At 70.3% G+C, this 25,419-nt stretch carries 21 protein-coding genes; 16 read left to right on the top strand and 5 right to left on the bottom strand.

Annotation, left to right across the window (positions count from 1 at the left end; genetic code table 11):
- Nucleotides 1-52 precede the first annotated feature (52 nt).
- Entirely contained in the window at nt 53-2,095 is a 2,043-nt protein-coding gene (locus MUU77_RS14490; RefSeq protein ID WP_245088282.1) for an ATP-dependent DNA helicase, read from the top strand.
- A 42-nt stretch (nt 2,096-2,137) separates the two neighbouring features.
- A complete protein-coding gene (gene tsaB, locus MUU77_RS14485) occupies nt 2,138-2,878 on the top strand; it encodes a tRNA (adenosine(37)-N6)-threonylcarbamoyltransferase complex dimerization subunit type 1 TsaB (protein ID WP_245088280.1) in 741 nt (246 codons plus the stop codon).
- Between the two features lie 9 nt (nt 2,879-2,887).
- On the opposite strand, the gene MUU77_RS14480 is transcribed toward tsaB, so the two are convergent.
- Complete coding sequence (locus MUU77_RS14480; protein ID WP_245088278.1) at nt 2,888-3,763, bottom strand: energy transducer TonB; 876 nt, start codon at nt 3,761-3,763, stop codon at nt 2,888-2,890.
- A gap of 1 nt (nt 3,764) precedes the next feature.
- A complete protein-coding gene (gshB, locus tag MUU77_RS14475) occupies nt 3,765-4,709 on the bottom strand; it encodes a glutathione synthase (protein WP_245088276.1) in 945 nt (314 codons plus the stop codon).
- A gap of 242 nt (nt 4,710-4,951) precedes the next feature.
- On the opposite strand from gshB, the gene pilG reads away from it, so the two are divergent.
- The 6 genes from pilG to MUU77_RS14445 all read left to right on the top strand — a co-directional run bounded on the left by pilG (nt 4,952) and on the right by MUU77_RS14445 (nt 15,881).
- Nucleotides 4,952-5,353 carry a twitching motility response regulator PilG gene (pilG, locus tag MUU77_RS14470; RefSeq protein WP_162110591.1) on the top strand — a complete coding sequence of 134 codons (402 nt, stop codon included), beginning with the start codon at nt 4,952-4,954 and terminating at the stop codon, nt 5,351-5,353.
- 53 nt (nt 5,354-5,406) lie between these two features.
- Nucleotides 5,407-5,937 (top strand): chemotaxis protein CheW, encoded by a 531-nt coding sequence (locus MUU77_RS14465; RefSeq protein ID WP_245094523.1) that lies wholly within the window; start codon nt 5,407-5,409, stop codon nt 5,935-5,937.
- Nucleotides 5,938-5,970: 33 nt separating this feature from the next.
- Nucleotides 5,971-8,007 (top strand): methyl-accepting chemotaxis protein, encoded by a 2,037-nt coding sequence (locus tag MUU77_RS14460; protein ID WP_245088274.1) that lies wholly within the window; start codon nt 5,971-5,973, stop codon nt 8,005-8,007.
- 90 nt (nt 8,008-8,097) lie between these two features.
- Nucleotides 8,098-14,175, top strand: coding sequence for an Hpt domain-containing protein (locus MUU77_RS14455; protein ID WP_245088272.1), 6,078 nt, complete (start codon nt 8,098-8,100; stop codon nt 14,173-14,175).
- Complete coding sequence (locus tag MUU77_RS14450; protein ID WP_245088270.1) at nt 14,162-15,400, top strand: chemotaxis protein CheB; 1,239 nt, start codon at nt 14,162-14,164, stop codon at nt 15,398-15,400. The genes MUU77_RS14455 and MUU77_RS14450 overlap by 14 nt, the downstream gene beginning before the upstream one ends.
- Before the next feature lie 10 nt (nt 15,401-15,410).
- Entirely contained in the window at nt 15,411-15,881 is a 471-nt protein-coding gene (locus MUU77_RS14445) for a chemotaxis protein CheW (RefSeq protein ID WP_245088269.1), read from the top strand.
- A 209-nt stretch (nt 15,882-16,090) separates the two neighbouring features.
- On the opposite strand, the gene MUU77_RS14440 is transcribed toward MUU77_RS14445, so the two are convergent.
- Entirely contained in the window at nt 16,091-16,822 is a 732-nt protein-coding gene (locus MUU77_RS14440; protein ID WP_245088266.1) for a 16S rRNA (uracil(1498)-N(3))-methyltransferase, read from the bottom strand.
- On the bottom strand, nt 16,813-18,186 hold the full coding sequence (gene bioA, locus MUU77_RS14435) for an adenosylmethionine--8-amino-7-oxononanoate transaminase (RefSeq protein WP_245094520.1): 1,374 nt from the start codon (nt 18,184-18,186) through the stop codon (nt 16,813-16,815). The genes MUU77_RS14440 and bioA overlap by 10 nt, the downstream gene beginning before the upstream one ends.
- Before the next feature lie 101 nt (nt 18,187-18,287).
- On the opposite strand from bioA, the gene nudE reads away from it, so the two are divergent.
- From nudE to MUU77_RS14410, 5 genes are all read left to right on the top strand, one after another.
- Nucleotides 18,288-18,836 (top strand): ADP compounds hydrolase NudE, encoded by a 549-nt coding sequence (gene nudE / locus MUU77_RS14430; protein ID WP_185895344.1) that lies wholly within the window; start codon nt 18,288-18,290, stop codon nt 18,834-18,836.
- The gene (cysQ, locus tag MUU77_RS14425; RefSeq protein ID WP_245088263.1) at nt 18,833-19,669 is read left to right on the top strand and encodes a 3'(2'),5'-bisphosphate nucleotidase CysQ; all 837 of its coding nucleotides are present in this window, start codon (nt 18,833-18,835) and stop codon (nt 19,667-19,669) included. The genes nudE and cysQ overlap by 4 nt, the downstream gene beginning before the upstream one ends.
- Nucleotides 19,653-20,489, top strand: a complete 837-nt coding sequence (gene mazG / locus MUU77_RS14420; RefSeq protein ID WP_245088260.1) for a nucleoside triphosphate pyrophosphohydrolase — start codon at nt 19,653-19,655, stop codon at nt 20,487-20,489. The genes cysQ and mazG overlap by 17 nt, the downstream gene beginning before the upstream one ends.
- An 85-nt stretch (nt 20,490-20,574) precedes the next feature.
- Nucleotides 20,575-20,898 (top strand): YnfA family protein, encoded by a 324-nt coding sequence (locus tag MUU77_RS14415; RefSeq protein WP_245088258.1) that lies wholly within the window; start codon nt 20,575-20,577, stop codon nt 20,896-20,898.
- A 16-nt stretch (nt 20,899-20,914) separates the two neighbouring features.
- Entirely contained in the window at nt 20,915-21,217 is a 303-nt protein-coding gene (locus MUU77_RS14410) for a DUF962 domain-containing protein (RefSeq protein WP_245088255.1), read from the top strand.
- A gap of 90 nt (nt 21,218-21,307) precedes the next feature.
- Here MUU77_RS14410 and MUU77_RS14405 read toward each other — a convergent pair whose 3' ends face one another.
- Nucleotides 21,308-21,646, bottom strand: coding sequence for a DMT family protein (locus MUU77_RS14405; protein WP_245088252.1), 339 nt, complete (start codon nt 21,644-21,646; stop codon nt 21,308-21,310).
- Nucleotides 21,647-21,774: 128 nt separating this feature from the next.
- Here MUU77_RS14405 and MUU77_RS14400 point away from each other — a divergent pair, with 128 nt between their 5' ends.
- From MUU77_RS14400 to MUU77_RS14390, 3 genes are all read left to right on the top strand, one after another.
- Nucleotides 21,775-22,476, top strand: a complete 702-nt coding sequence (locus MUU77_RS14400) for a response regulator transcription factor (RefSeq protein WP_056879702.1) — start codon at nt 21,775-21,777, stop codon at nt 22,474-22,476.
- A gap of 49 nt (nt 22,477-22,525) precedes the next feature.
- The gene (locus MUU77_RS14395) at nt 22,526-23,797 is read left to right on the top strand and encodes a HAMP domain-containing sensor histidine kinase (RefSeq protein WP_245088249.1); all 1,272 of its coding nucleotides are present in this window, start codon (nt 22,526-22,528) and stop codon (nt 23,795-23,797) included.
- A gap of 95 nt (nt 23,798-23,892) precedes the next feature.
- A complete protein-coding gene (locus MUU77_RS14390; protein WP_245088245.1) occupies nt 23,893-25,419 on the top strand; it encodes an efflux RND transporter periplasmic adaptor subunit in 1,527 nt (508 codons plus the stop codon).

Here is a 25,419-nt window from a genome sequence, read left to right as displayed (position 1 = left end):
GCGCGGGGCGACGCGGTACCCTTGTCGCTGCACGCCGCCTTACGTTTCCCTGATGTCCCAGCTAGCCCAGGCCAGCCGCGATGCCCTCAGCGAGGGCGGCGCGCTGGCGGAACGACTCGACGCCTTCGCGCCCCGCGACGCCCAGCAGCGCCTGACGGCGGCGATCGCCGATGCGTTCGACGCCCGCGAGGTGCTGCTGGCCGAGGCCGGCACCGGCACCGGCAAGACCTTCGCCTATCTCGTGCCCGCGCTGCTGTCGGGCCTGAAGACCATCATCTCCACCGGCACGCGGGCGCTGCAGGACCAGCTGTACCACCGCGACCTGCCGCGCGTGCGCGACGCGCTGGGCGTGGCCGGGCTGAAATCCGCGCTGCTGAAGGGCCGCAGCAATTACCTGTGCCGCTACCGCCTGAACCAGGCCAAGGGCGATCCGCAGGCGCTGCGCACCACCTTCACCAGCCGCGAACAGGTGGACCAGTTCCAGCGGATCGTCGCATGGGGAGGGCGCACCCAGTTCGGCGACATGGCCGAACTGGCGTCGCTGCCGGACGACTCGCCGCTGCTGCCGCTGGTCACCTCCACCATCGACAACTGCCTGGGCAGCGAATGCCCGTTCTGGGACGACTGTTTCGTGGTGCAGGCGCGCCAGCGCGCGCAGGCGGCCGATATCGTGGTGGTGAACCACCACCTGTTGCTGGCCGACCTGGCGCTGAAGCAGGAGGGCTTCGGCGAGATCCTGCCGGGCGCACAGGCCTTCGTGATCGACGAGGCCCACCAGTTGCCCGAACTGGCGGCGAACTTCTTCGGCGAAGGCTTCGGCATGCGGCCGTTGCAGGAACTGGCGCGCGACTGCCTGGCCGAGTGCAAGGACGTTGCGGGTGCGCTGTCGGCCCTGCAGCCGCCGGTGCGCGCGCTGGAACAGGCGCTGCGCGAGGCCCGCGCGGCGATGGAGGGCCTGCCCGCGCGGGGCACCCGCGAGCGCCTGCTGGCCAGGCCGGAGGTGGCGGCCGGCTTCGACGCCATCGATCATGCGCTTGCCGACCTGTCCGCCGCGCTGGCGCCGCTGGCGCAGGCATCGCTCGGGCTGGAGGCCTGCGCCGCGCGCGCCACCGAATTCGCCAAGCGGCTGGCGCGCTGGCATGCCTCATCGTCCGGCGCGGGGACCTTCGACGGTCAGCAGGCGCACCCCGACGACGGCGACGTGCTCTGGTACGAACTCACGCCGCGCGCGTTCCGTTGCCAGCGCACGCCACTGGACGTGTCCGGTCCACTGCGCCAGCACCGCGAGCAGTCGCGTGCGGCATGGGTGTTCACCTCGGCCACCCTCGCCGTCGGTGGCCGCTTCGACCATTTCGCCACCCGCCTGGGCCTGGACGACCCGCCGACGCTGCTCCAGCCCAGTCCGTTCGACTGGCCGCAGCAGGCGTTGTGCTACCTGCCTGCCGGCCTGCCGGACCCCAACGCGCCCAGCTTCGGCCAGGCGCTGATCGCGACCGTGCGGCCGGTGCTGGAAGCGTCGCAGGGAAGGGCGTTCCTGCTGTTCGCTTCGCATCGTGCGCTGCGCGAAGCCGCCGAGGCGCTGTGCGGCGGGCCCTGGCCGCTGTTCGTCCAGGGCGAGGCGCCGCGCGGCACCCTGTTGCAGCGGTTCCGCGAATCGGGCAACGGCGTGCTGCTGGGCGCGGCGAGTTTCCGCGAGGGCGTGGACGTGGTCGGCGAGGCGCTGAGCGTGGTGGTGGTGGACAAGCTGCCCTTCGCCGCGCCGGACGACCCGGTGTTCGAGGCGCGTCTGGAGGCGGTGCGTCGCGCCGGCGGCAATCCGTTCCGCGACGAGCAGCTGCCGCAAGCGGTGATCGCCCTGAAACAGGCGGTGGGCCGGCTGATCCGCAGCGAGACCGACCGTGGCGTGCTGGTGCTGTGCGATCCGCGGCTGACCGGCAAGCCCTATGGACGCATCTTCCTGGATTCGCTGCCGCCGTTCGCGCGCACCCAGCGGGTACAGGACGTGCAGGGATTCTTCGGCGCCACGATCAGCGAAGACGAGGTGGCCGCGAAGGCCCCGGCGGCCGACGACTGGTTCGCCGACGCCCGCTTCTGACCCGCACGGGTATCCTTGTCCGATGACTGCCTGCCGACCCGCATGAAGCTGCTCGCCTTCGAAACCGCCACCGAAGCCTGCTCCGTCGCCCTCTACACCGATGGCGAGGTGCGCGAGCGCTTCGAAATCGCACCGCGCCGCCATGCCGAGTTGGCGTTGCCATGGGCCGAACAGCTCTTGGCCGAGGCGGGTATCGCCCGTTCGCAGCTCGATGCGGTGGCGCTCAGCCGCGGGCCCGGCGCCTTCACCGGCGTCCGCCTGGCCATCGCGCTGGCGCAGGGCATCGCCCTGGCGCTGGACCGGCCGCTGTTGCCGGTCTCTACGCTGGCCGTGCTTGCGGCGCAGGTGCCGCCGCCGGCCGCGCTGGCGGGGGAGGGCGGCTGCGATATCGGCGCGCCCCACGCCATCCTTGCCGCGATCGATGCGCGGATGGGCGAGATCTACACCGGCACGTTCGTGCGCCAGGCCGATGGCCTGCAGGCCACCACGGATGAAAGCGTCGTCGCGCCGGCCGACTACCGGCTGCCCGGCGATGCCACCGGCTGGATCGGCCTGGGCACCGGCTTCGCCGCGGCCGGAGGTGCCCTGGCGACGGCGCTGCAGGCGCGCCTGGCCCGCATCGATGCGCAGGCGCTGCCGCATGCCGCCGACCTGGCGCGCCTGGCCGTGGACGCCTGGCATCGCGGGGAAGCCATCGCGCCCGAGCGGGTGGAGCCGGCCTACCTGCGCAACAACGTCGCCCTGACCCTGGAAGAACAGAAAGCCCTGCGCGCCTCGCGCTGAACCGGCCGCCTACTCGTCGCGCACTTCCCCGCCCGGCAGGAAGCGCCAGGTGCGGGTGACGTGCAGGATGTCCACGTTCTCGGACGTCTCGGGCAGGGGCGGGAACGGCGAGGCCAGCTGCACGATGCGCTGCGCGGTGGAATCCAGCAGCGGAACGCCGCTGGACTGGATGATGCGGGTCTGCTCGACGCTGCCGTCGCGACGCACCGCCACGCTGATCACCAGCGTGCCGGCCAGGCGTCTGCGGCGCGCTTCGTCGGGGTAGTTGAGGTTGCCGACGCGCTCGGCGCGGTCGACCCACGCACGCAGATAGTTGGCGTAGACGTATTCCTTGGTGCTGGCCGAGACGAACTTGCGCTTCGGGCGCTTGGCGTACAGCTCGGAACGCAGGTGGTACTCCGCGGCCAGGCGCGCCATCTCGGCATCGCGCTGGACCTTCTGCTCGCCCTGCGGCAGGTCGGGCTGGTCAGGTTGCGGACGGGCTTGGGGCGCGGGCGCGCGCGCCTCGCTGTCGCGGGTGGCGACCACGCGGCTTTCCGGCGGCGGCACCGGCGCGGTGGTCTGCGCCCGCAGCGGCTGCGGCGCCAGGCCGGTGTCGGGCTGGGGGATCCAGCCGGCCTGGCTGTCGCGCGGGCGCTTGGCCTGCTCGCTTTCGCCGCCGCCTTCCTGGTTGGCCGCGGCCAGGAAATCGGCTTCCTTCGGCGTGAGTGGCGTACTGGTCTGGCTGAGGATCACGTCCAGGGTGGGCATCACCGGTGCCGCGTCGTCCAGGGCGAAGCCCACGCCCAGCACCAGCAGGCCATGCACGATCAGCGACAGCGCCAGGGTGGCGCCGAGCCGTTCGTTGGCGCCGATCTTCGGTGGGGTGACGGGGACCGCCGACATCTCAGGCCAGTTTCTTCTCGATCGCGTCGAACAGCAGGCCGGCGATGTTCAGCCCGAACTGCGCATCGAGCTCGCGCACGCAGGTGGGGCTGGTGACGTTGACCTCGGTCAGGTAGTCGCCGATCACGTCCAGGCCGACGAACAGCATGCCGCGCCGTTTCATCTCCGGACCCACCTGGGTGGCGATCCAGCGGTCGCGCTCGCTCAGCGGCCGGCCTTCGCCGCGGCCGCCCGCGGCCAGGTTGCCGCGGAACTCGTCGCCCTGCGGGATCCGCGCCAGCGCATAGTCCACCGGTTCGCCGTCCACCAGCAGCACGCGCTTGTCGCCGTCCTTGATGCCGGGGATGAACCGCTGGGCCAGGGTCAGGCGGCCGTCGCCGACCAGGGTTTCCAGGATGACGTTGGTATTGGGGTCGCCGGCCTTCACCCGGAAGATCGAGCGCCCGCCCATGCCGTCCAGCGGCTTCAGCACCGCCTCGCCGTGCTCGGCCACGAAGGCCTTCAGCGCGGCGGGATCGCGGCTGACCAGGGTCGGGGGGCAGCACTGCGGGAACAGCAGCGCCGCCAGCTTCTCGTTGTAGTCGCGCAGGCCCTGCGGGTCGTTGACGATCAGCGCGCCGGCCTGCTGGGCGATGCCCAGCACATGGGTGTCGTACAGGTACTGGTCGTCGACCGGCGGGTCCTTGCGCATCAGCACCACCTGGCCGGGGCCGAAGGTCAGGGTGCGCGTGTCGCCGAGGGTGAACCAGCCCGCCTTGTCGTCCTTCACCGTCAGCGCCGCCACCTGGGCCTGGGCCACGCCGTCGCGCAGCGACAGCCGTCCGGGGATCACGTACTGCAGGCGGTGGCCGCGCCGCTGGGCTTCCAGCAGCATGGCGAAGGTGGTGTCCTTGGCGATCTTGATGGACCCTATGGGGTCCATGACGACGACGACATCCAATGGCATGGGGGCGGTTCTGCGGGAGACTGCGCGATGGTATCAGGGCATGCCGGCCGGCCGGGCCGACGGGCATGGAACACCCCGTTCGCGCCGTCGCCGCAAACTGAGACGCAGTTCGCACCACGCCGCCCCACGGCCCCGTCCGCCCGGGTGCGGCTTGACAGTGCGCGGCGGGATAGGGGATATAAGCAGCAACGCAGCGGGGCCGGTTCGTCTATGAAGCCACGCGCGCACGGGGAAAACAGGTAATGACGCAGAACGAAGGCCAGGCCGGTGGATTCCACGGCCTACGGGTCATGGTGATCGATGACTCGAAAACCATCCGCCGCACCGCGGAGACCCTGCTCAAGCGGGAGGGTTGCGAAGTGGTGACCGCGACGGACGGGTTCGAGGCCCTGGCCAAGATCGCGGACCAGCAGCCGCAGATCATCTTCGTGGACATCATGATGCCGCGCCTGGATGGCTACCAGACCTGTGCGCTGATCAAGAACAACCAGGTGTTCAAGTCCACGCCGGTCATCATGCTGTCGTCCAAGGACAGCCTGTTCGACAAGGCGCGCGGGCGCATCGTCGGCTCGGAGCAATACCTGACCAAGCCGTTCACGCGCGAGGAACTCCTCGACGCCATCCGCGCCCACGTCAGCACCTGAGGGGCTGGCGGCATGGCGACCATTCGCACTGAGTGCACAGGGGGCGGGCCATGATCCGCACACCGTTCGATACGCTGGCCGAATACGAGCGCCGCAGCCTGGCGCATGCCGTCGCCCAGCCCGCCCGCGAGATCGCGCAGGACCAGTACCGCGGCGTGGGTTACCGCGTGGGCAAGCGCCGGCTGATCTCCAACTTCGGGGAAGTGGTGGAAATCGTGCCGATGCCGCCGGTCACGCCGGTGCCCGGCGCGCAGCCGTGGCTGCTGGGAATCGGCAACCTGCGCGGCAACCTGTTCCCGGTGGTGGACCTGAAGCAGTTCCTGGAGGGCGAGCGCACCGTCCTGCACGAGGGCCAGCGTGTGCTGGTCATGCGCCAGGCCGGCGGCGACGTGGCCCTGACCATCGACGAACTGTACGGCCAGCGCAGCTTCCACGAATCGCAGCAGGTCGAGCCGGGCGACCTGGCCGAAGGCCGCTACGGGCATTTCATCGATCGCGCTTTCGCCAGCGACGATCAGCGGTGGGGGGTGTTTGCGCTGGGCCTGCTGGCGCGCACGCCGGAATTCCGCCAGACCGCGCTCTGAGCGCGACGACAAGAACTATCCAGGGGTTGAACGATGAGCACTGCGACGGATTCTCCTAGCGCCAGCAAGATCGGCAGTTTCGGCAACAGCTTCTGGCTGGCGTTGCTGGCGATCTCGGTGATCGTCTTCGGTGCCAACACGGGCGTGGCCACCTACCAGGGCAGCCGCCTGTCCGGCGCGAGCACCGGCGCGTCGGACATGCGCGTGCTGTCGCAGCAGCTGGCCAACCAGGGCCGCGAGGCGGTGGCCGGCAATGCCGAGGCGTTCAAGGCGTTCAAGGAAACCAAGCAGTCGGTGGAATCGACCGTGTCGGACCTGCAGAGCCGCTTCGGCAGCGAAGGCGCCATCGCCGGCCCGCTGGCCAAGCTGAGCGCCACCTGGGCGCCGCTGGGCAAGAGCGCCGACCAGATCGTCGCCTCCGAGGCCGCGGTGCTGGCACTGGCGGGCAACGCCGACCGCTTCGCCACCCAGGTGCCCAACCTGCAGGCGCAGCTCAACGAAGTGGTGCGCGCCATGTCCGCCGGCGGCGCGCCGTCCTCGCAGATCTACAGCGCGCTGCAGCAGGTGGTGCTGGCCGGCACGATGGCCCGCCGGGTGACGGAAATCCGCGCCGGCGGTGCCGGCGCCGCCACCGCCGGCGACGCGCTGGGCCGCGACGCGGTGCTGTTCGGCCAGGTGCTGGACGGCCTGCGCGACGGCAACCCCGACCTGGGCATCGCGGCGGTGCGCAATGGCGCCGCGCTCACGGCGCTGCAGAACTCGCAGACCCTGTGGACGGCGATGAAGAAGGATCTGGACGCGATCCTGGCCAGCTCGCGCAACCTGTTCGCCGCGCAGGCCGCGGCCACCGCGCTGACCAACGGCTCCGGCCAGATGCTCCAGGACAGCACCAACCTTTTCCAGGCGTTCTCGGCGTTTGGCTCGGTGCGCGACACCCGCCTGTTTCCCAATTTCTGGGTTGGCATCGCCTCGGGCATCGCCTCTCTAGCCTCCATCGTCGGCCTGCTGTGGTCGCTGTACCGCACCCGCCAGCGCGAACAGGAAGTGCGCTACCAGACGCAGGTGGAATACAACAGCCGCAACCAGCAGGCGATCATGCGGCTGCTGGACGAAATCAGCTCGCTGGGTGAAGGCGACCTGACGGTGAAGGCCTCGGTGACCGAGGACATGACCGGTGCCATCGCGGACGCCATCAACTACGCCGTGGACGAACTGCGCAACCTGGTGACCACCATCAACGACACCTCGGTGCAGGTGGCGGCGTCCACCCAGGAAACGCAGGCCACCGCGCTGCAGCTGGCCGAGGCCGCCGGCCACCAGGCCGACCAGATCACCACCGCCTCCGACCGCATCAGCGAGATCGCCACCAGCATCGACCAGGTGTCGAAGAACTCCACCGAATCGGCCGAAGTGGCGCAGCGCTCGGTGCAGATCGCCACCGAGGGCGCCGGCGTGGTGCGCGAGACCATCCGCGGCATGGACCAGATCCGCGACCAGATCCAGGAAACCTCCAAGCGCATCAAGCGCCTGGGCGAGTCCTCGCAGGAAATCGGCTCGGTGGTGGAACTGATCAACGACATTTCCGAGCAGACCAACATCCTGGCGCTCAACGCGGCCGTGCAGGCGGCCTCGGCCGGCGAAGCGGGCCGCGGTTTCGCGGTGGTGGCCGACGAAGTGCAGCGCCTGGCCGAGCGCACGTCGCTGGCGACCCGCCGCATCGAGTCGCTGGTGCAGACCATCCAGGCCGACACCAACGAAGCCGTCAGCTCGATGGAGCAGACCACCGCCGAAGTGGTGTCCGGCGCCCGCTTGGCCGAGGACGCGGGTACCGCGCTGGGCGAGATCGAACGCGTGTCGAACGATCTCAACAACCTCATCAAGAACATCTCCTCCGCCGCCCAGCAGCAGTCCACCGCGGCGTTGGACATCACCCAGACCATGGGCGTGATCCGGCAGATCACCTCGCAGACCTCGCTGGGCGCGGGCCAGACCGCCGAATCGATCGGCCACCTGGCGCAGCTGGCGTCGGACCTGCGCCGTTCGGTCGCCGACTTCAAGCTGCCGGGCTGAGGACGGGACGTACCGCATGAAATTCCTACGCCATCCCGCCCGCCCGCAGCGCGAGGCTGACGGTGCCGCCGTCGCCGCGGGAGCCCCCCGATGAGCGCGCTGCGAGAAGCCATGAGCCACGCCGTGCTCGGCTGGGTGAAGCCCGAGCTGGACGAGACCCTGCGCCTGGTGCGGCAGGAGATCGAGGCCTTCGTCGAGACGCCCGCGGACACCAGCCGCATGCGTTTCTGCGCCGGTTACCTGCACCAGGTGCAGGGCACGCTGCGCATGGTGGAGCTGTATGCCCCGGCGATGGTGGCCGAGGAACTGGAACTGCTGGCCAAGGCGTTGCAGGAAGGCGCCGCGGGGGATCGCGACGAAGCCTGCGCCACGCTGATGCGCGGCGCGGTGCTGCTGCCGGACTACCTGGAGCGCCTGCAGGAAGGCCATCGCGACATTCCCATCGTGCTGCTGCCGCTGCTCAACGAGATCCGCGCGGCGCGCGGCGCGTCGGGGCTCAACGAGAGCATGCTGTTCCCGCCGGGCACGGATGACGTCGCCGCACCCAGCGAGGCCGAGATCGACCACGCGCGCAGCAGTCTGAGCGGACGCAACCGCGAGCTGCTCGACACGGTCGGCAACGCGGTGAAGGAAGAGCTGCTGCGGGTGAAGGATGCGCTGGACCTGCACCTGCGCACCGGCAGCGATGCCGGCGAACTCGAGCCGCAGGTCGCCGAACTGGGCAACGTGGCCGACACGCTGGGCATGATGGGCCTGGGCGTGGCGCGCGACGTGGTGATGCAGCAGCGCGACACGCTGCGCGACGTCGTCGCCGGCAGCCGGCCGGCCGACGAGGGCACGCTGCTGGATGTGGCCGGCGCGCTGCTTTACGTGGATGCGTCGCTGGACGATCAGGTCGCCCGGCTGGGCAGCGCCGGCGATGCCGCGCCGGACCCGAGCACCGCCGAATCCCAGCGCACCGTCGAGGTGCTGGCGCAGGAAGCGATCATCAATTTCGCCGGTGCGCGCGAGCGCTTCGTGGCGTTCATCGAGACCAACTGGGACCACGGCGAACTGGCCGAAGTGCCGCGCCTGCTGGATGAAGTGGCCGGCGCGCTGCGCATGCTCGAACTGGGCCAGGCAGGCGACTACGTGACCGGCGTGCGCCGCTATGTCGGCAGCGAGCTGATCGGCAAGAAGCGCGTGCCCGGCGGACAGCAGCTGGACACCCTGGCCGACGCGATGGCCAGCCTGGAGTACTACCTGGAGGCGCTGCGCGAGCGGCGTCCCAATCGCGAGGACATCCTCGAGATCACCCGCGGCAGCCTGGAGGCGCTGCGCTACTGGCCGCTGCCGCCGGAGGCGCCGGCCGAGCAGGAAGCGGCTGTCATCACCGCACCGGCGGTTGCCGCGACCGAACCCCCTGCGGCACCCGCGATCGAGGCACCGGCCGCGCAGCCCGCAGAGGACACCGCGCCCGCACCGTCCTTCGGCGCGCTGAGCCTGGAGCCGCTCGATACGGCGCCCGTGCTGGGCGACGCGAATCCCTTCGATCCGGTCGGTTTCGAAGAGGCCGCTGCGGACGTCGAAGCCACGACGTTCGTGGTCGAGCTCGAAGAACAGGCGGCTGCGTCGGCGCCGGACGACGCGCCGGTCGAACCCGAGGCGCCTGCGGCGCAGGAAGAGGCCGCTGCGTTCGCCCCGGCCACACCGGTCGAGGCGGAAGAAGACGCGCTGCCGGACCTGCGCCACGAAATCGCGGCCGCGGCCGCCGCGCTGCCGGCGGCGGCGATGGTGGGGGGCTTCGATGCCGACGCCACCGACATCGACGACGAGATCCGGGAAGTCTTCCTGGAGGAATTCGACGAGGAGATCGTCAACCTCCGCCAGCTGCTGCCGGTATGGCGCAGCAACCCGGAAGACCTGGAGCGGCTGCGCCCGATCCGTCGCGTGTTCCACACGCTGAAGGGCAGCGGGCGCCTGGTCGGTGCCAAGACGCTGGGCGAGTTCAGCTGGAAGGTGGAGAACATGCTCAACCGCGTGCTGGACCGCACGCGCGAGCCCAGCCATGCCGTCGAGGCGCTGCTGGAACAGGCCTGCGATGCGCTCCCGCAGCTCAACGCCGCACTGCGCGGCCAGGGCAGCGTGACGGCCGACCTGGCCGGCCTGCAGGGCGTGGCCGACCGCCTGGCCGCCGGCGAAGACGCCTACTACAGCGCCGAAGCCCCGGTGCTGGCGGAGGACGAGGAGTTCGTCGAGCCCGCCTACGTCGCTCCGGTCGCGGAGGACGTGCCGGCCGTGTTCGAGCCGGAAACCGAAGGCACGCCGGCGTCGGTGGACGCGGTGCTGCGCGAGATCCTGGAAACCGAGGTGGACAACCACCTGGACACGGTCGACACCTGGCTGCAGAAGGCGCAGGTGGAGGCCACGCCGGTCAACGAAGAACTGCTGCGCGCCATCCATACGATGAACGGCGCCCTGGCCATGGCCGACGTGCCCGAGATCACCCACGTCACCGGCCCGGCGGAGCAGTACGTCAAGCGCCTGCTGGCCGCCGGTGAGACGCCCACGCCGGAAGGCGTGGCCGCGCTGGCCGATACCGCGCAGGCGATCCGCCGCAGCGTGGCGGCCCTGCAGGCGCCGTCGCCGCGCATCCCCGTGTTCGCCGCGCTGTCCGCGCAACTGGCGGCGCTGGGCGACAGCCTGCCCGACCTGCGCACCGGGGCGCAGATCGTCGACGACACGCGCCAGGGCACCTATGTGGGCCAGACGCCGATCACCGCGCCGGTCGGTCCCTCCGACGTGGAGCTGCTGGCCATGGACCTGTCGGCCTACCTCGATGCCGAGGCGGCCGACGTGGCGGGCGGATTGGCCAACGTGATGGACGCGGAAGGCGCCGCCGAAGTGCCGGCCGATACCGTCGCAGCGGCTCCCGCCGAGGCGGTGGAGACGGTGTCGCGGGAGGACATCCCCGCTGCCGTGCCGCAGGTGCCGTCGCCCGCCGATCAGAGCATCACCTTCTACGACATCGATTACCGCATCCTGCCGCGCACGCAGGTGCAGGACGCCGGCATCGTGGCGCCGCCGGGCGAAGCGGCGCAGCAGGACCTCGCGCCATCGGCGACCGACGAGATGGCCGCCGCCGATGCGGGCGCCGACGCCGCTGCCGATGCAGGCCTGCACGAGGTGGCGCAGACCGATCAGGCCGACGAGGCCGTCCCGCAGCCGGCGGACGAGGCGGAGCATGCCGCGGACGAAACCGGCTTCGTGGCGGACGACGAGGCCCTGCGGGTCGATGCCGATCTGCCCGCCTTCCTCGCCGGGGCCGATGCCGCACCGCGGGCCGGGAGCGCCGGCGACGGAGAGGTGGCCGACGACGCCGCTGCGCAGGACGAGGTCGGCGCAGGGGTGTCCGGAGAGGAGATCGAGACCGGGGCGGGCGAGCCCGTCATGATGGCGGAGACCCCCGACGCTGCCGTCGTCGTCGAAGTCGTCGAAGTCATCGAAGAGACCGCCATCGAAGAGACCGCCGTCGACGGCGACGCCGTCGCGGCCATCGACATGTCTTCGCCCACAGTGGAAGACGTGGCTGTAGCCGAAGCCGAAGCTGATGCCGAAGCCGAAGCCGAAGCCGAAGCCGAAGCCGAAGCACTGCCGATCGTCGACAGCATGGAGGTGGAGGACGCATCCGCCGAACCCTCCGAGCCGATCGAAGTCGTCCGGACCGCCGAAGCCGGCGAAGCGGTGGATGCATCCGCAGCGGAAACTTCCGCAGCGCAGGACGTCGAACCCGTTGCCTCCCTCGAAGCCGAGGAGTCTGCCGTGACCAGTGCGCCCGCCGACATGCCGGAGCCGGAAGAGGCCCTCGACCTGACCGGGCTGGACCTGGATCTGGTCGAGATCTTCATCGAAGAAGGCAACGACCTGCTCGACCACTCCGACGACCTGCTGGCCAGGCTGCGCGAGACGCCGGAAGACCGCGCGCTGGTGATCAGCCTGCAGCGCGACCTGCACACCCTGAAGGGTGGCGCGCGCATGGCCGGCATCCACGCCGTCGGCGACCTAGGCCATGCCATCGAGTCGATGCTGGAATCGATCGCCGGCCAGCGCACCGAGTTGGACCGCCGGGCGATCCAGCTGCTCGAGCGCGGCTTCGACACCCTGCATGCGCAGCTGGCGCGGGTCACCGCGCGTCGCGCCGTGGCCATCCCGGATGGCATGATCGCCGAGTTCAATGCGCGTGCGCGCGGCATCGAACTGCCGGCCGCGCCGGTGGCCGCGGAAGCGGCTCCCGCATCGATCGAGCTGGCGCCGCTGTCGGCCCCGATCGAGACCGAACTGGCTGCGCCCGTCGAGGAGGAGTTCTTCCCGATGGGCCAGCAGGAACAGGTGCGCGTGCGCGCCGACCTGCTGGACCGCCTGGTGAACCATGCCGGCGAGGTCGCCATCTACCGCGCGCGCCTGGAACAGCAGTTGGGTGCATTCCGCGGCGCGATGGCCGAACTGGACCGCACCAACATCCGCCTGCACGACCAGTTGCGTCGCCTGGACCTGGAAACGGAAGCGCAGATCGTGGCGCGCTACCAGCGCGAGCACGACAAGCAGGATCCGACGTTCGACCCGCTGGAACTGGACCGCTTCTCCACCCTGCAGCAGCTCAGCCGTGCGCTGGCCGAATCGGCCGCCGACATCAGCGGCCTGCAGGGCGTGCTGGACGACCTGTCGCGCCAGTACGACAGCCTGCTGCAGCAGCAGTCGCGCGTCAGTTCCGAACTGCAGGACGGCCTGATGCGGGCGCGCATGGTGCCGTTCGAAGGCATCGTGCCGCGCCTGCGCCGCGTGCTGCGCCAGGCGGCCAGCGACACGCAGAAGCAGGTGAACCTGCAGCTGTCCGGTACCCACGGCGAAATGGACCGCAACGTGCTGGAGCGCATGACCGCGCCGCTGGAGCACCTGCTGCGCAACTCCGTGGCCCATGGCCTGGAATCGCCCCAGGCGCGCCGCAAGGCCGGCAAGCCCGAGGAAGGCACCGTGCAGGTCGCGCTGCGCCGGGAAGGGTCGGAAATGGTGCTGGTCGTCTCCGACGACGGCGCCGGCCTGGACCGCCAGGCGATCCGCCGTCGCGCCGAACAGCGCGGGCTGATCCAGCCCGGCGCCGCGTTGGCCGACGCCGACCTGGACCGCCTGATCCTGGAATCCGGCTTCAGCACCTACGACCAGGTCAGCCAGCTGGCCGGCCGCGGCGTGGGCATGGACGTGGTGTACAACGAAGTGCGCCAGCTGGGCGGATCGCTGGATATCACGTCCACGCCGGGCCAGGGCGCCACCTTCACCCTGCGTCTGCCGCAGACGCTGGCGGTCACCCAGGCGGTGTTCGTGCAGATCGGCGAAACGCAGTTCGCGGTGCCGGTGGCGGCGGTCAGTGGTATCGGCCGCATCAGCCATGCCCGGTTCAATGCCGGCGCCGGCGCCTATCACTACGCCGGCGAAGACTATCCGCTGTACAACCTCGGTCATCTGGTGGGCCACGGCCCGGCCAAGGCCGAAGGCCAGGCGCAGGTGCCGCTGCTGCTGGTGCGCGCCGGCGACCTGCGTGCGGCCGTCGCCGTGGACCAGGTGCTGGGCAACCGCGAGATCGTGGTCAAGCCGGTCGGCCCGCAGATCGCCTCCATCCCGGGCATCTACGGCGCCACCATCACCGGCGATGGCAGCGTGGTGGTGATCCTGGACGCCGCCCCGCTGGTGCGCCGCCACCTGGCCCAGCCGGCCCAGCCGACCCAGCCCACGGCGGCCGTCGAACAGCGCCGCGTGCCGCTGGTGATGGTGGTGGACGATTCGCTGACCATGCGCAAGGTGACCAGCCGCGTGCTGGAGCGCCACAACTTCGAGGTCTCGGCCGCGCGCGACGGCGTGGAAGCGCTGGAGAAGCTGGAGGAGCGCGTGCCCGACCTGATGCTGCTGGACATCGAGATGCCGCGCATGGACGGCTACGAGCTGGCCACCGCGATGAAGGCCGATCCCCGCTTCAAGGACGTGCCCATCGTGATGATCACCTCGCGCACCGGCGACAAGCACCGCCAGCGCGCCTTCGACATCGGCGTGCAGCGCTACCTGGGCAAGCCGTACCAGGAGCTGGACCTGATGCGCAACGTGTACGACCTGCTGGGAATCGCCCGTGTCCGTGAGTGAAGCCAAACGCGTCGCCCTGCTGGCGCGCCCGGGCGAGGCGCGCGAGCGCCTGCGCGTGGCGCTGCACGAGGCGGGTGCCGACATCGTGCTGGAAGACGACCCCAACACCCTCGACGCCGATGCCCTGGGCGGCAGTGCGCCGCAGGTGGTGCTGGTGGCGCTGGAACCGGCCATCGAGGACAGCCTGGAGCGCTTCGACAGCGTGCTGCACGACCCCGCGGTCGCGGTCATCTTCGACGAGGCCGATCTGGCCGCCCGCCGGCAGGGCTGGGACGCGCAACGATGGGCGCGGCACCTGGCCGCCAAGCTGCACGGCCACCGCGACGTCCTGCCTCCCGGCCGTGAAGAGGACATGGTCCTGCAGCTGGAGCCCGGTCTGCCGGTGACGCCCGCGCAACTGCACGAAGCCGACGGAATCGCCCTGCACCTGGAGGAGGCGGCCGACCGGGCGCTGGAACTGCCGAGCGACGATTTCGCCTATACCGGAGGCCTGCAGGCGCGCCAGGCCGGGGAACAGGTGGTCGATGCCGACGACTGGCTGCGCACGGCCAGCCAGGAAACGGCGCCGGCCCCGTCTCCGGCCGTACCGCCGCCGCTGCCGGACGCGCCTTCGGCCCCGCCGCCGGTCCCGGCGCCCAAGTTCGACCTGTCCAGCCTGGAACTGGAACCCCTGGACGCCGGCGGTACGTCGGCGGCCGCCCGTGTGCAGGGCGCGGTACTGGTGTTCGCCGGCATCGGCGGCCCCGATGCGGTGCGCAAGCTGCTGGCCGAGCTGCCGGAGGGGTTTCCCAAGCCGGTGCTGGTGCACCTGCGCCTGGATGGTGGCCGCTACGACAACCTGGTCCGGCAGATGGAGCGCGTGGCGCACATGCCGGTGGTGCTGGCCGAGGCCGGCACGCCCGCCGAAGCGGGACACGTCTATGTGCTGCCCGGCGACGTCGTGCCGTTCGTGGATGCCGGCCAGGTGGCGTTCCGCCCCGGCGCGGTGATCCACACGATGATCCCGCAGCTTCCCCCTGCCGACAGTGCGGTATTGCTGCTCAGCGGCAGCGACAGTGCGCTGGTCGATCCGGCGGCGACGCTGGGCACGCAGGGCGCGCTGGTGCTGGGCCAGTCGCAGGAAGGCTGCTACGACCCGGCCGCGCCGCGTGCGCTGGCCGCCCGCGGCGCCGATCTCGGCACGCCCGCGCAACTGGCGCAGCGCCTGACCGACCGCTGGTTCTGAGGAACACACCATGGCCCATTCCAACGATGAGATCCGCGGCGTCCTGATCCAGGCGGGCGAGCACCGCCTGCTGCTGCCCAACGCCACCGTGGCCGAGGTGCTGACCCGCGCACCGGTCGAGCCGATCGCCGGCATGCCCGACTGGCTGCCGGGCCGGATCGACTGGCACGGCTGGCCGGTGCCGCTGGTGGCGTTCGGCCGCCTGAGCGGCAACGCGAACGAACCGGTCGCACTGAACAGCAAGATCGTGGTGCTGAAGGCGTTGAGCGGCGACAAGGACCGTCCGTACTTCGCCCTGCTCACGCCCTCGTTCCCGCGCCTGGTGTCGGTGCCGCGCGACGGCCTGCTGGCCGACGCGACCGAGGAAGCGCTCCCGGTCGGCGTGAAGGTCCGCGTGCTGCTCGGCGACGAAGCCGCCGTGCTGCCGGACCTGGAAGTGGTGGAGACGATGATCGGCGAGGCGCTGGCCCAGGCGGCCTGAGACACACCGGAACCCGCAGGAGCGGCGGATGGCCGCGATGCTTCTCGGTTCCATGGGAAGAGCATAGCGGCCATGGGCCGCTCCTACAGATGCTTTCCTGTGGGGTGGCGGCAAGCCGTAGGCGGGCTTGGTGGACCCGGCACCGCGGGCGCGGACAGATCCTGTGCTGAGTTTGTCAACCCAGCCTGCGAACGCCAGGTGCAGTCGCCCTACAGGTCGCCGAAGCGCGATTGCAGCGCGGCGATGGCGGCCAGGCCGGCGGTTTCCGTGCGCAGGATGCGCGGACCGAGGCGCAGGCCGGTGAACCCTGCCGCCGACAGCGTGTCGCGATCGCGCGGCGACCAGCCGCCCTCCGGACCGATCGCGATCACCACCGCTCCCGTCGTGACCTGCACGGTCGCCAGCGACACGTCGCCGGTGGGGTCGAGCGTCAGGCGCAACGCATCGCCGGCGATGCCGCGCGCGGCGTCGTTGAGCGGGGTCGGCGCGGACAACGCCGGCAGGCGCGCACGGCCGCTCTGTTCGCAGGCCGAGGCGATGACACTGCGCCAGTGCGCCACGCGCTTCTCCGCGCGCTCGGCATCCAGTTTCACCTCGGTGCGTTCGGCCATGACCGGGATCACGGCGGCGACGCCCAGTTCGGTCGCCTTCTGCAGGATCAGGTCCATCTTCTCGCCGCGCGCGACGCCCTGCAGCAGGGTGACCTGCAGCGGCGATTCGGTATGGACCGCGCGCGACGCCTGCAGCTCGACCACCACCTCGCGCTTGCCGATCGACGCGATGCGGCCGTCATGATCCTGGCCGTCGCCGTTGAACAGCACGCAGGCGTCGCCTTCGCGCAGCCGCAGCACGCGGGCCAGGTGGTTGGCCGTCAGTTCGGGCAGGACGACGCGCGCGCCCGCCCGCAGCGGCAGCTCCACGTAACAGCGGGTCAGGCGCATGCGGTGGCTTCCTCGATGGCGTGGCGGGTGACGTCGGCCAGATGCTGCAGGTCGTCGGTCTCCACGCAGTACGGCGGCATCCAGTACAGCACGTCGCCCAGGGGGCGCAGCACGACGCCCCGCGCCAGCGCGGCGCGGTAGGCCTTCAGGCCCACGCGTGCGGCGGCGGGGAAAGGCGTGGCCTTGTTGCCGTCCCGGGTCAGTTCGAACGCCAGCACCATGCCGGCCTGGCGCACGTCGGCCACATGGCGGTGGCTGGCCAGCGGTTCGGCCAGCGCGGCCATCGCGCGCGCGGTGACGCGGTTGCGCGCCAGGATGTCGTCGTCGCGGAAGATGGCCAGCGATGCCAGCGCGGCGGCGCAGGCCAGTGGATTGCCGGTGTAGCTGTGCGAATGCAGGAAGGCGCGTTCGCGCGAATCGTCGAGGAAACCGTCGTAGATGGACTGCGTGGCCAGTACCGCCGCCAACGGCAGGAAGCCGCCGGTCAGGCCCTTCGACAGGCACAGCAGGTCGGGCATCACGCCGCTCTGCTCGCTGGCGAACAGGGTGCCGGTACGGCCGAAACCCACCGCGATCTCGTCGGCGATCAGGAACGCGCCGCTGGCGTCGCAGAGCTCGCGCACCCGCGCCAGGTAGTCCGGATGATGCATGCGCATGCCACCGGCGCACTGCACGCGCGGCTCGACGATCACCGCGCAGATCTCGCCGGCGTGCCGGTCGAGCAGGGCGGCCAGCGCATCGGCGGCGCGCGCGGCGCATGCGGCCGGGGATTCTTCCGGCTGCGCCAGGTAGGCGTCGGGCGACGGCGCGAACAGCGCTTCGGCCAGCAGCGGCGCATACACGCGCCGGTACAGCGGGATGTCGCCCACCGCGAGCGCGCCCAGCGTTTCGCCGTGGTAGCCGTTCTCCAGCGCGACGAACCGGGTCCGGCGGTGCTCGCCGCGGTTGTGGAACCAGTGGAAGGCCATCTTCAGCGCCACTTCCACGCCGGCAGAGCCATTGTCGGCGTAGAACACCTTGGACAGCGGCGCGCGACCGGCCTGCCGCGGCGCCACCGCCAGCAGGCGCTCGGCCAGTTCCACCGCGGGCGCGTGGGTGAAGCCGGCCAGCATCACCTGTTCCAGCGCCCCCGCCTGTGCGGCGATGGCGGCGCCGATGCGCGGCTCGGCGTGGCCGAACAGGTTGGTCCACCAGCTGCTGACCGCGTCCAGGTAGCGGGTGCCGTCATGGCCCACCAGCCAGGCGCCCTCGCCGCGGGCGATCGGCACCAGCGGCAAGGTGTGCGGGTGCTCACGCATCTGGGTGCAGGGATGCCACAGCACCGACAGATCGCGGCTACGCCAGTCCTCCGCCTCTGCTAGCATTCCCACTCGATGATCCTGTTGTCGCATCCCCACATGATATCGGGCTCCGCCCCCTGCCGTCGTCGCGCCCTGCGTGCCGGGCGCGGATGCCGCGCCGCCCGATGAGCCGACTGCCGATCATCCATGGCATCACCCAGCGCACCGACGGGCCCGACCGGCATGTCGAAGAACTGGACCTGGAATTCAGCAACGGCGAGCGCCGTCGCTACCACCGGTTGCGTTCGCAGGGCCATGGCGCCGTGGTCGTGGTGCCGATGCAGGACGAGGACACGGTGCTGCTGGTGCGCGAGTACGCCGCCGGCATGCACCGCTACGAACTGGGCCTGGTGAAGGGCCGCATCGACGCGGGCGAGACGCCGGAACAGGCGGCCGACCGCGAACTGAAGGAAGAGGCCGGCTTCGGCGCGCGCCGCATCGACGTGCTCCGTGCCCTGACCCTGGCGCCCACCTACATGAGCCACCAGTCCTGGCTGGTGGTGGCAAGAGACCTGTACCCCGAGCGCCTGCCGGGGGATGAACCCGAGGAGTTGGAAGTAGTGCCCTGGAAGTTGCAAGACCTCGACCGGCTGATGCTGCGCGAGGATTTTTCGGAAGGCCGTTCGCTGGCGGCGTTGTTCATCGCCCGCGAATGGTTGAAAGAGCGGACATGAGCCGCATGACCGCCGACCTGCACGAAGCCGTCATCGTCATCGCCCGCGAAGCGGGCCAGGCCATCATGGCCGTGTACGAAGGCACCTTCGACGTGCAGCAGAAGACCGACGACAGCCCGCTGACCGCCGCCGACATGGCCGCCCACCAGGTGATCACCGACGGCCTGCGCAGGCTGACCCCGCAGTGGCCCGTCCTGTCGGAGGAAGCGGCCGACATCCCGTGGAGCGAACGCAGCCAGTGGCCGACCTACTGGCTGGTGGATCCGCTGGACGGCACCCGCGAGTTCATCAAGCGCAATGGCGAGTTCACCGTCAACATCGCGCTGATCGAGCAGAACGAACCCATCTTCGGCGTGGTGCACGCGCCGGTGAGCGGCGAAACTTGGCATGCGCGCCAGGGACGCAATGCCTACCGTCGCGTGGGAGACGTGGATACGCCGATCCGCACGCGCTCGCCCGCGACCGGTGCGCTGAAGGTCGCCGCCAGCCGTTCGCACCGCGATGCGCGCACCCAGGCCTTCCTGGATGCGATGGGCGGCATCGAGGAGGTGTCGCTGGGATCGTCGCTGAAGTTCTGCCGCATCGCCGAGGGCGCACTGGACGTCTATCCGCGTTTCGGTCCGACCAGCGAATGGGACACCGCCGCGGCGCAGTGCGTGCTGGAGGCCGCCGGTGGCGCGCTGCTGGCGCCGGATGGCCGCGCGTTCCGCTACAACCGCCGCGAGACGCTGCTCAACGGCGACTTCGTCGCGATGGGCGACATGACGCTGCCGTGGCGCACGTGGCTGGCCCGGGCGCTGGGGGATGAACATGGACATGCCCGCACCGCCTGAAGGCGGCATTGCGCGCCTGCTGGCCATCATGGCGCGCCTGCGCGCCCCCGATGGCGGTTGTCCCTGGGACCTGGAGCAGGATTTCTCGACCATCGCGCCCTACACGATCGAGGAGGCCTACGAAGTCGCCGACGCGATCGACCGTGGCGACCTGCCCGCGCTGAAGGACGAACTGGGGGACCTGCTGCTGCAGGTCGTCTTCCATGCGCGGATGGCGCAGGAGCAGGGCGCCTTCGCGTTCGCCGATGTCGTGGACGCCATCTGCGACAAGATGGTGCGCCGGCACCCGCACGTCTTCGGCCCTTCGACGGACTCGGGACAGGGGGCCTCGTTGGCCGATGCCCAGGCGCAGACGGTCAGCTGGGAAGCGATCAAGGCCGCCGAGCGCAAGGCCGCCGGCGAAGAAGACACGTCCGCGCTGGCCGGCGTGTCGCGCGGACTGCCGGAGTGGCAGCGCGCGGTGAAGCTGCAGTCGCGCGCGGCCCGCGTGGGCTTCGACTGGCCGGATACCGCGCCGGTGATCGACAAGCTGCACGAGGAGATCGACGAAGTGCGCGTCGAGCTCGCCGCCGCGCCTTCGCCCGAACGCGATGCGCGGCTGGAGGACGAGATCGGCGACCTGCTGTTCGTCGCCGCCAACCTCGCGCGTCATGCGAAGGTGGACGTGGGCGGCGCGCTGCGCCGGGCCAACCTGAAGTTCGAACGCCGCTTCCGGGCGATGGAGGCGCTCGCGGCCGCCGAGGGAACCACGATGTCCGCGCTGGGCCTGGACGCGCAGGAAGCGCTGTGGGCGCGGGTGAAGCGGGATGAAGCTCCGTAGGGCCGGGCATGCCCCGCTCCGCGGGCGCGGCGTTCGCTGTCGCCGGTGGTAGACGCAGCGGAGCGGGCTCCGCTCTACTGTGGGCATGAAGACCCTGCTGCTGTTCCTCGTCACCGCGCTGGCCGAGATCGTCGGCTGCTATCTCCCCTACCTGTGGCTGCGCAAGGGCGGCAGCGCCTGGCTGCTGCTGCCGGCCGCGGCCAGCCTGGCGCTGTTCGCATGGCTGCTGACCCTGCACCCCACGGCCTCGGGCCGGGTCTATGCGGCCTATGGCGGCGTCTACATCACCATGGCGATCTTCTGGCTGTGGGCCGTGGACGCGGTGAAGCCCACGCGCTGGGACCTGCTGGGCGCCGGCTTGTGCCTGGCCGGCATGGCGGTGATCATGTTCTCGCCACGCGCTGCCTGACCCTGTGGGAGGGGACATGAGCCGCTTCGCCGGTTTCCGCGAGTTCTATCCGTTCTATCTGGCCGAGCACAGCAACCGCACCTCGCGCCGGCTGCACTTCATCGGCAGCTGCGGCGTGCTGGCCCTGGTGACGCTGGCCGTCGTCGAACGCAATGCCTGGTGGCTGCTCGCCGCGCTGATCTGCGGCTATGGCTTCGCCTGGGTCGGCCACTTCTTCTTCGAGAAGAACCGGCCCGCCACCTTCAAGCACCCGTTCTATTCCTTCGCCGGCGACTGGGTGATGTTCAAGGACATCATTACGGGGAAGATCCGGTTCTGATCCTTTTCTCCCGTAGGAGCGCCCCATGGGCGCGATGCTCTTGGTGCCGTCCCGGAAAAGCATCGCGCCCATGGGGCGCTCCTACGGGGCTCATTCGTAGAACATCAGGAACGCCGCGCCCACGATCAGGGCGAACGCCGCGTAGTGGTTCCACTTCAGCGGCTGGCCCAGGTACCAGGTGCTGAAGCCGGCGAAGACCAGCAGGGTCAGGATCTCCTGGATCGTCTTCAGCTGGACCACCGAATAGACCGCGCTGCCTATCCGGTTGGCCGGCACCATCAGCGAGTACTCGAAGAAGGCGATGCCCCAGCTGGCCAGGATCGCCACGACCAGGGGGGCGGACTTGTACTTCAGGTGGCCGTACCAGGCGAAGGTCATGAAGACGTTGGAGGCCAGCAGCAGGCACAGGGGCAGGACGCGTTCGATCATGGCGGGGCCGTCGGGGAGGGAGGGCGAAGCCTATCCCTACTGCCGCCTGAATGCAGCGGCGGCCTTCACATGGCGTCCACCGGGCTCCGGGTAGTTTCACAAACCTGAAGCCTTTCAAGGGAGCTGTCATGCGACACAGTCAGGAAACCGCAGGTCTGGTGCTGGTGGTGGAAGACAACCGCAACATTTCCGAGATGATCGGGGAATACCTGGAAGGACGCGGGTTCGAGGTCGACTACGCCACCGACGGCCTGGACGGCTACCGCCTGGCGGTGGAGAACAGCTACGACGTGCTGGTGCTGGACCTGATGCTGCCGCGCCTGGACGGCATGGAGGTCTGCAAGCGGCTGCGCAACGAAGCGCGCAAGTCCACGCCGGTGCTGATGCTCACCGCGCGCGACACCCTGGACGACAAGCTGACCGGCCTGAGTTCCGGTGCCGACGACTACCTCACCAAGCCCTTCGCCATCCAGGAGCTGGAGGCCCGCCTGCGGGCGCTGATCCGCCGCGAGCGCCGTCAGGTGGGGGCCGAGGTGCTGAAGGTCGCCGACCTGGTGCTCGACCCGGTCAGCATGCGGGCCACCCGTGGCGGCACCGAGCTGATGCTCTCGCCCATCGGCCTTCGCCTGCTGACCATCCTGATGCGCGAATCGCCGCGCGTGGTGACCCGGCAGGAGATCGAGCGCGAGATCTGGGGCAACGGCCTGCCGGACTCGGACACCCTGCGCAGCCACCTGTACAACCTGCGCAAGGTGATCGACAAGCCGTTCGACAAGCCGCTGCTGCACACCGTGCAGAGCGCCGGCTACCGCATCGCCGACATCGGCTGACCCGGCCGTCGGCGCGCGGCATACTCCGGCTTTCGCCCGACGGATCCCCATGCGCCACGGCCTGCCTCGCAAGCTCAGGATCGCCTTCATCCTGCAGGCCGTCATGGTCAGCCTGGCCATCGTGCTGGGCGTGTACCTGATCTCGGCGGTCATCAAGCACAGCCTGATGAACACCGCGCTGCAGGAGGAAGCCGCGCACTTCTGGGAGCTGTACAGCGCCAGCACCGCGCAACCCCCGCCCAACACGCACAACCTGCGCGGCTACCTGGTGGTGAAGGGACACTCCAACCTGGTACTGCCGGAAAACCTGCGCGAGCTCAGGCCCGGCTTCCACGAGTTGAAGGACGACGACCTGCTGGTGCTGGTGGACGAACAGCCCGCGGGGCGCCTGTACCTGGTGTTCCTGCGCTCGCAGGCCGAACGGCTGGCGTTCTACTTCGGCACGGTGCCGATCATCATGACGCTGGTGGCGATCTACCTGGTGTCGTGGCTCACCTACCGCGCCTCCAAGCGGCTGGTCTCGCCGGTCAGCTGGCTGGCACGCCAGGTGGCCGAGTGGGACCCGCGCCGTCCCGACGTCAGCACCCTGGCCGCCGACCGCCTGCCCAACGACGTGCAGGGCGAGGCGCGGCAACTGGCCTCCGCCCTGCACGGGCTGGCGCAGCGGGTGACCGCACACGTGGCGCGCGAGCGCGATTTCACCCGCGACGCCAGCCACGAGCTGCGCACGCCGCTGACGGTGATCCGCGTGGCCAGCGACATGGCGATGGCCGAGGATTCGCCGCCGCGGGTGGCGCGCGCGCTGCAGCGCATCCAGCGGGCGGGCCGCGACATGGAGGCGGTGATCGACGCCTTCCTCATCCTGGCCCGCGAGGCCGAGGTGGAGCCGCAGAGCGAGGATTTCGACGTGGCCGACATCGTCATGGACGAGGCCGAGAATGCGCGCGCGCTGCTGCTCAACAAGCCGGTGGACCTGGAGGTCACGCTGCATGCGCGCCCGCGCCTGCATGCGCCGCCGCGCGTGTTCCAGGTGGTGGTGAGCAACCTGCTGCGCAACGCCTGTTCCTACACTGACCGCGGCCGGATCGACGTGATTCTGGAGCCGGACCGGGTGATCGTGCGCGATACCGGCATCGGCATGTCGGCCGAATCGATGGTGCGGGTCTTCGAACCCTTCTACCGCGCCGACCCCAACCGCCCGCATGGCAGCGGGCTGGGCCTGTCCATCGTCAGCCGCCTGTGCGACCGGTTCGGCTGGAAGATCGAGCTGGACAGCGAGCTGGGCCGCGGCACCACCGCGACCATCCGCTTCGTTCCGTAATCCATACGGGAACTGACCGGCGCGCGCGGCTGTCAACGCCGCGGCCCCCGGTGCGTTCCCCTCCCCGAATCCCCTCTTCCGAGCCGACTCACTGCATGAGCCAGCCTGCACGTTCCACCCCGCGCAAGAAGTCCATCGCTCCCTCCCTGCTGCTCGGCATCGCCGTGGCTGCCATCCTCGGCGGCGGCGCCTGGTGGTGGACCGCCCGCCAGAGCGGGGCAGCGGAGAGCGCCTACCGCACCGCCACCATCGAGCGCGGCGACATCCGCGTGGCGATCTCGGCCACCGGCACGCTCAGCGCCATTTCCACGGTCACCGTGGGCAGCCAGATATCCGGCCAGGTGACCGACGTGCTGGTCGACTACAACAGCGAGGTCAAGAAGGGCGAGGTGCTGGCGCGCATCGATCCCAGTACCTACGAGGCCCAGATCGAGCAGGGCAATGCGCAGATCGCCAATGCGCAGGCCAGCCTGAAACAGGCGCAAGCCACGCTGGCCAATGCCGAACTGGACTACGCCCGCAAGGCCGACCTGGGCCGGCAGAAGCTGGTCGCGCAGAGCGACGTGGACCTGGCCCGGGCCGCCCGCGACCAGGCGCGCGCGCAAGTCAATGCGGCGCAGGCGTCGATACGCCAGCAGACGGCGTCCACCCAGACCACCCGGGTCAACCTGGACCGCACGGTGATCCGTTCGCCGGTGGATGGCGTGGTGCTGACGCGCACCATCGAGCCGGGGCAGACCGTGGCGGCCAGCCTGCAGGCGCCGGAGCTGTTCACCATCGCCGAGGATCTGTCGAAGATGAAGATCGAGCTGGCCGTGGACGAGGCCGACATCGGCCAGGTCAAGGTGGGGCAGGCGGTGTCGTTCACCGTCGACGCCTTCGCCGACCGCCAGTTCCGCGGGCAGGTGCAGCAGGTGCGGTTGTCGGCCACGACCACCAGTAACGTGGTGACGTACCCGGTGGTGGTCAGCGTGGACAACAGCGACGGCACGCTGCTGCCGGGCCTGACCGTCAATGCCGAGATCGAGGTCAGCAAGCGCGACGACATCCTGAAGGTCTCCAACGCCGCGCTGCGCTACAAGCCGACCGGTGAGGCCGCCAATGCCACCGCCGCCGCGCAGGCGCCGCAAGGCGGCCAGGGCCGCGGCGGCGGCATCGGCGAAGACCTGGCGCGCGTGGCCGGCACGCTGCAGCTCAAGCCCGACCAGCAGGCCGCCTTCGATGCCGCGCTCACGGCATTGCGGGAACGCCAGGCCGCGCGGATGGCGCAGGCGCAGCAGCGCAGCGGCGCCAGCATGTTCGGCGCAGGCCCCCGGCCGGGTGGCAATGCCGGCGGCGGCGGTGGCGCGATGCAGGCGCAGATGCGCCAGCGCATGGCCGAGCGCATGCAGCAGGACTTCGCGCCGTTCCGCGCCACGCTGGACGATACGCAGAAGCAGCGCTGGGATGCCGAGCTGCGCGCCCTGCTGGGCGCCAAGCGTGCGCCCATCTACGCGCTGGTCAACGGCAAGCCGGAGATGGTGCAGGTCCGCATCGGCGCCAGCGACGGCACCAGCACCGAGGTGTCCGGCGCGGTGAAGGAGGGCGATGTGGTGGTCGTGGGCGAGCGCGCGAAGGAATGA

It is taken from the genome of Pseudoxanthomonas sp. F37 (assembly GCF_022965755.1).
GTDB lineage: Bacteria > Pseudomonadota > Gammaproteobacteria > Xanthomonadales > Xanthomonadaceae > Pseudoxanthomonas_A.
Note: the sequence above shows the minus strand (reverse complement) of the source record. Positions and strands in the feature narration are given on the sequence as shown.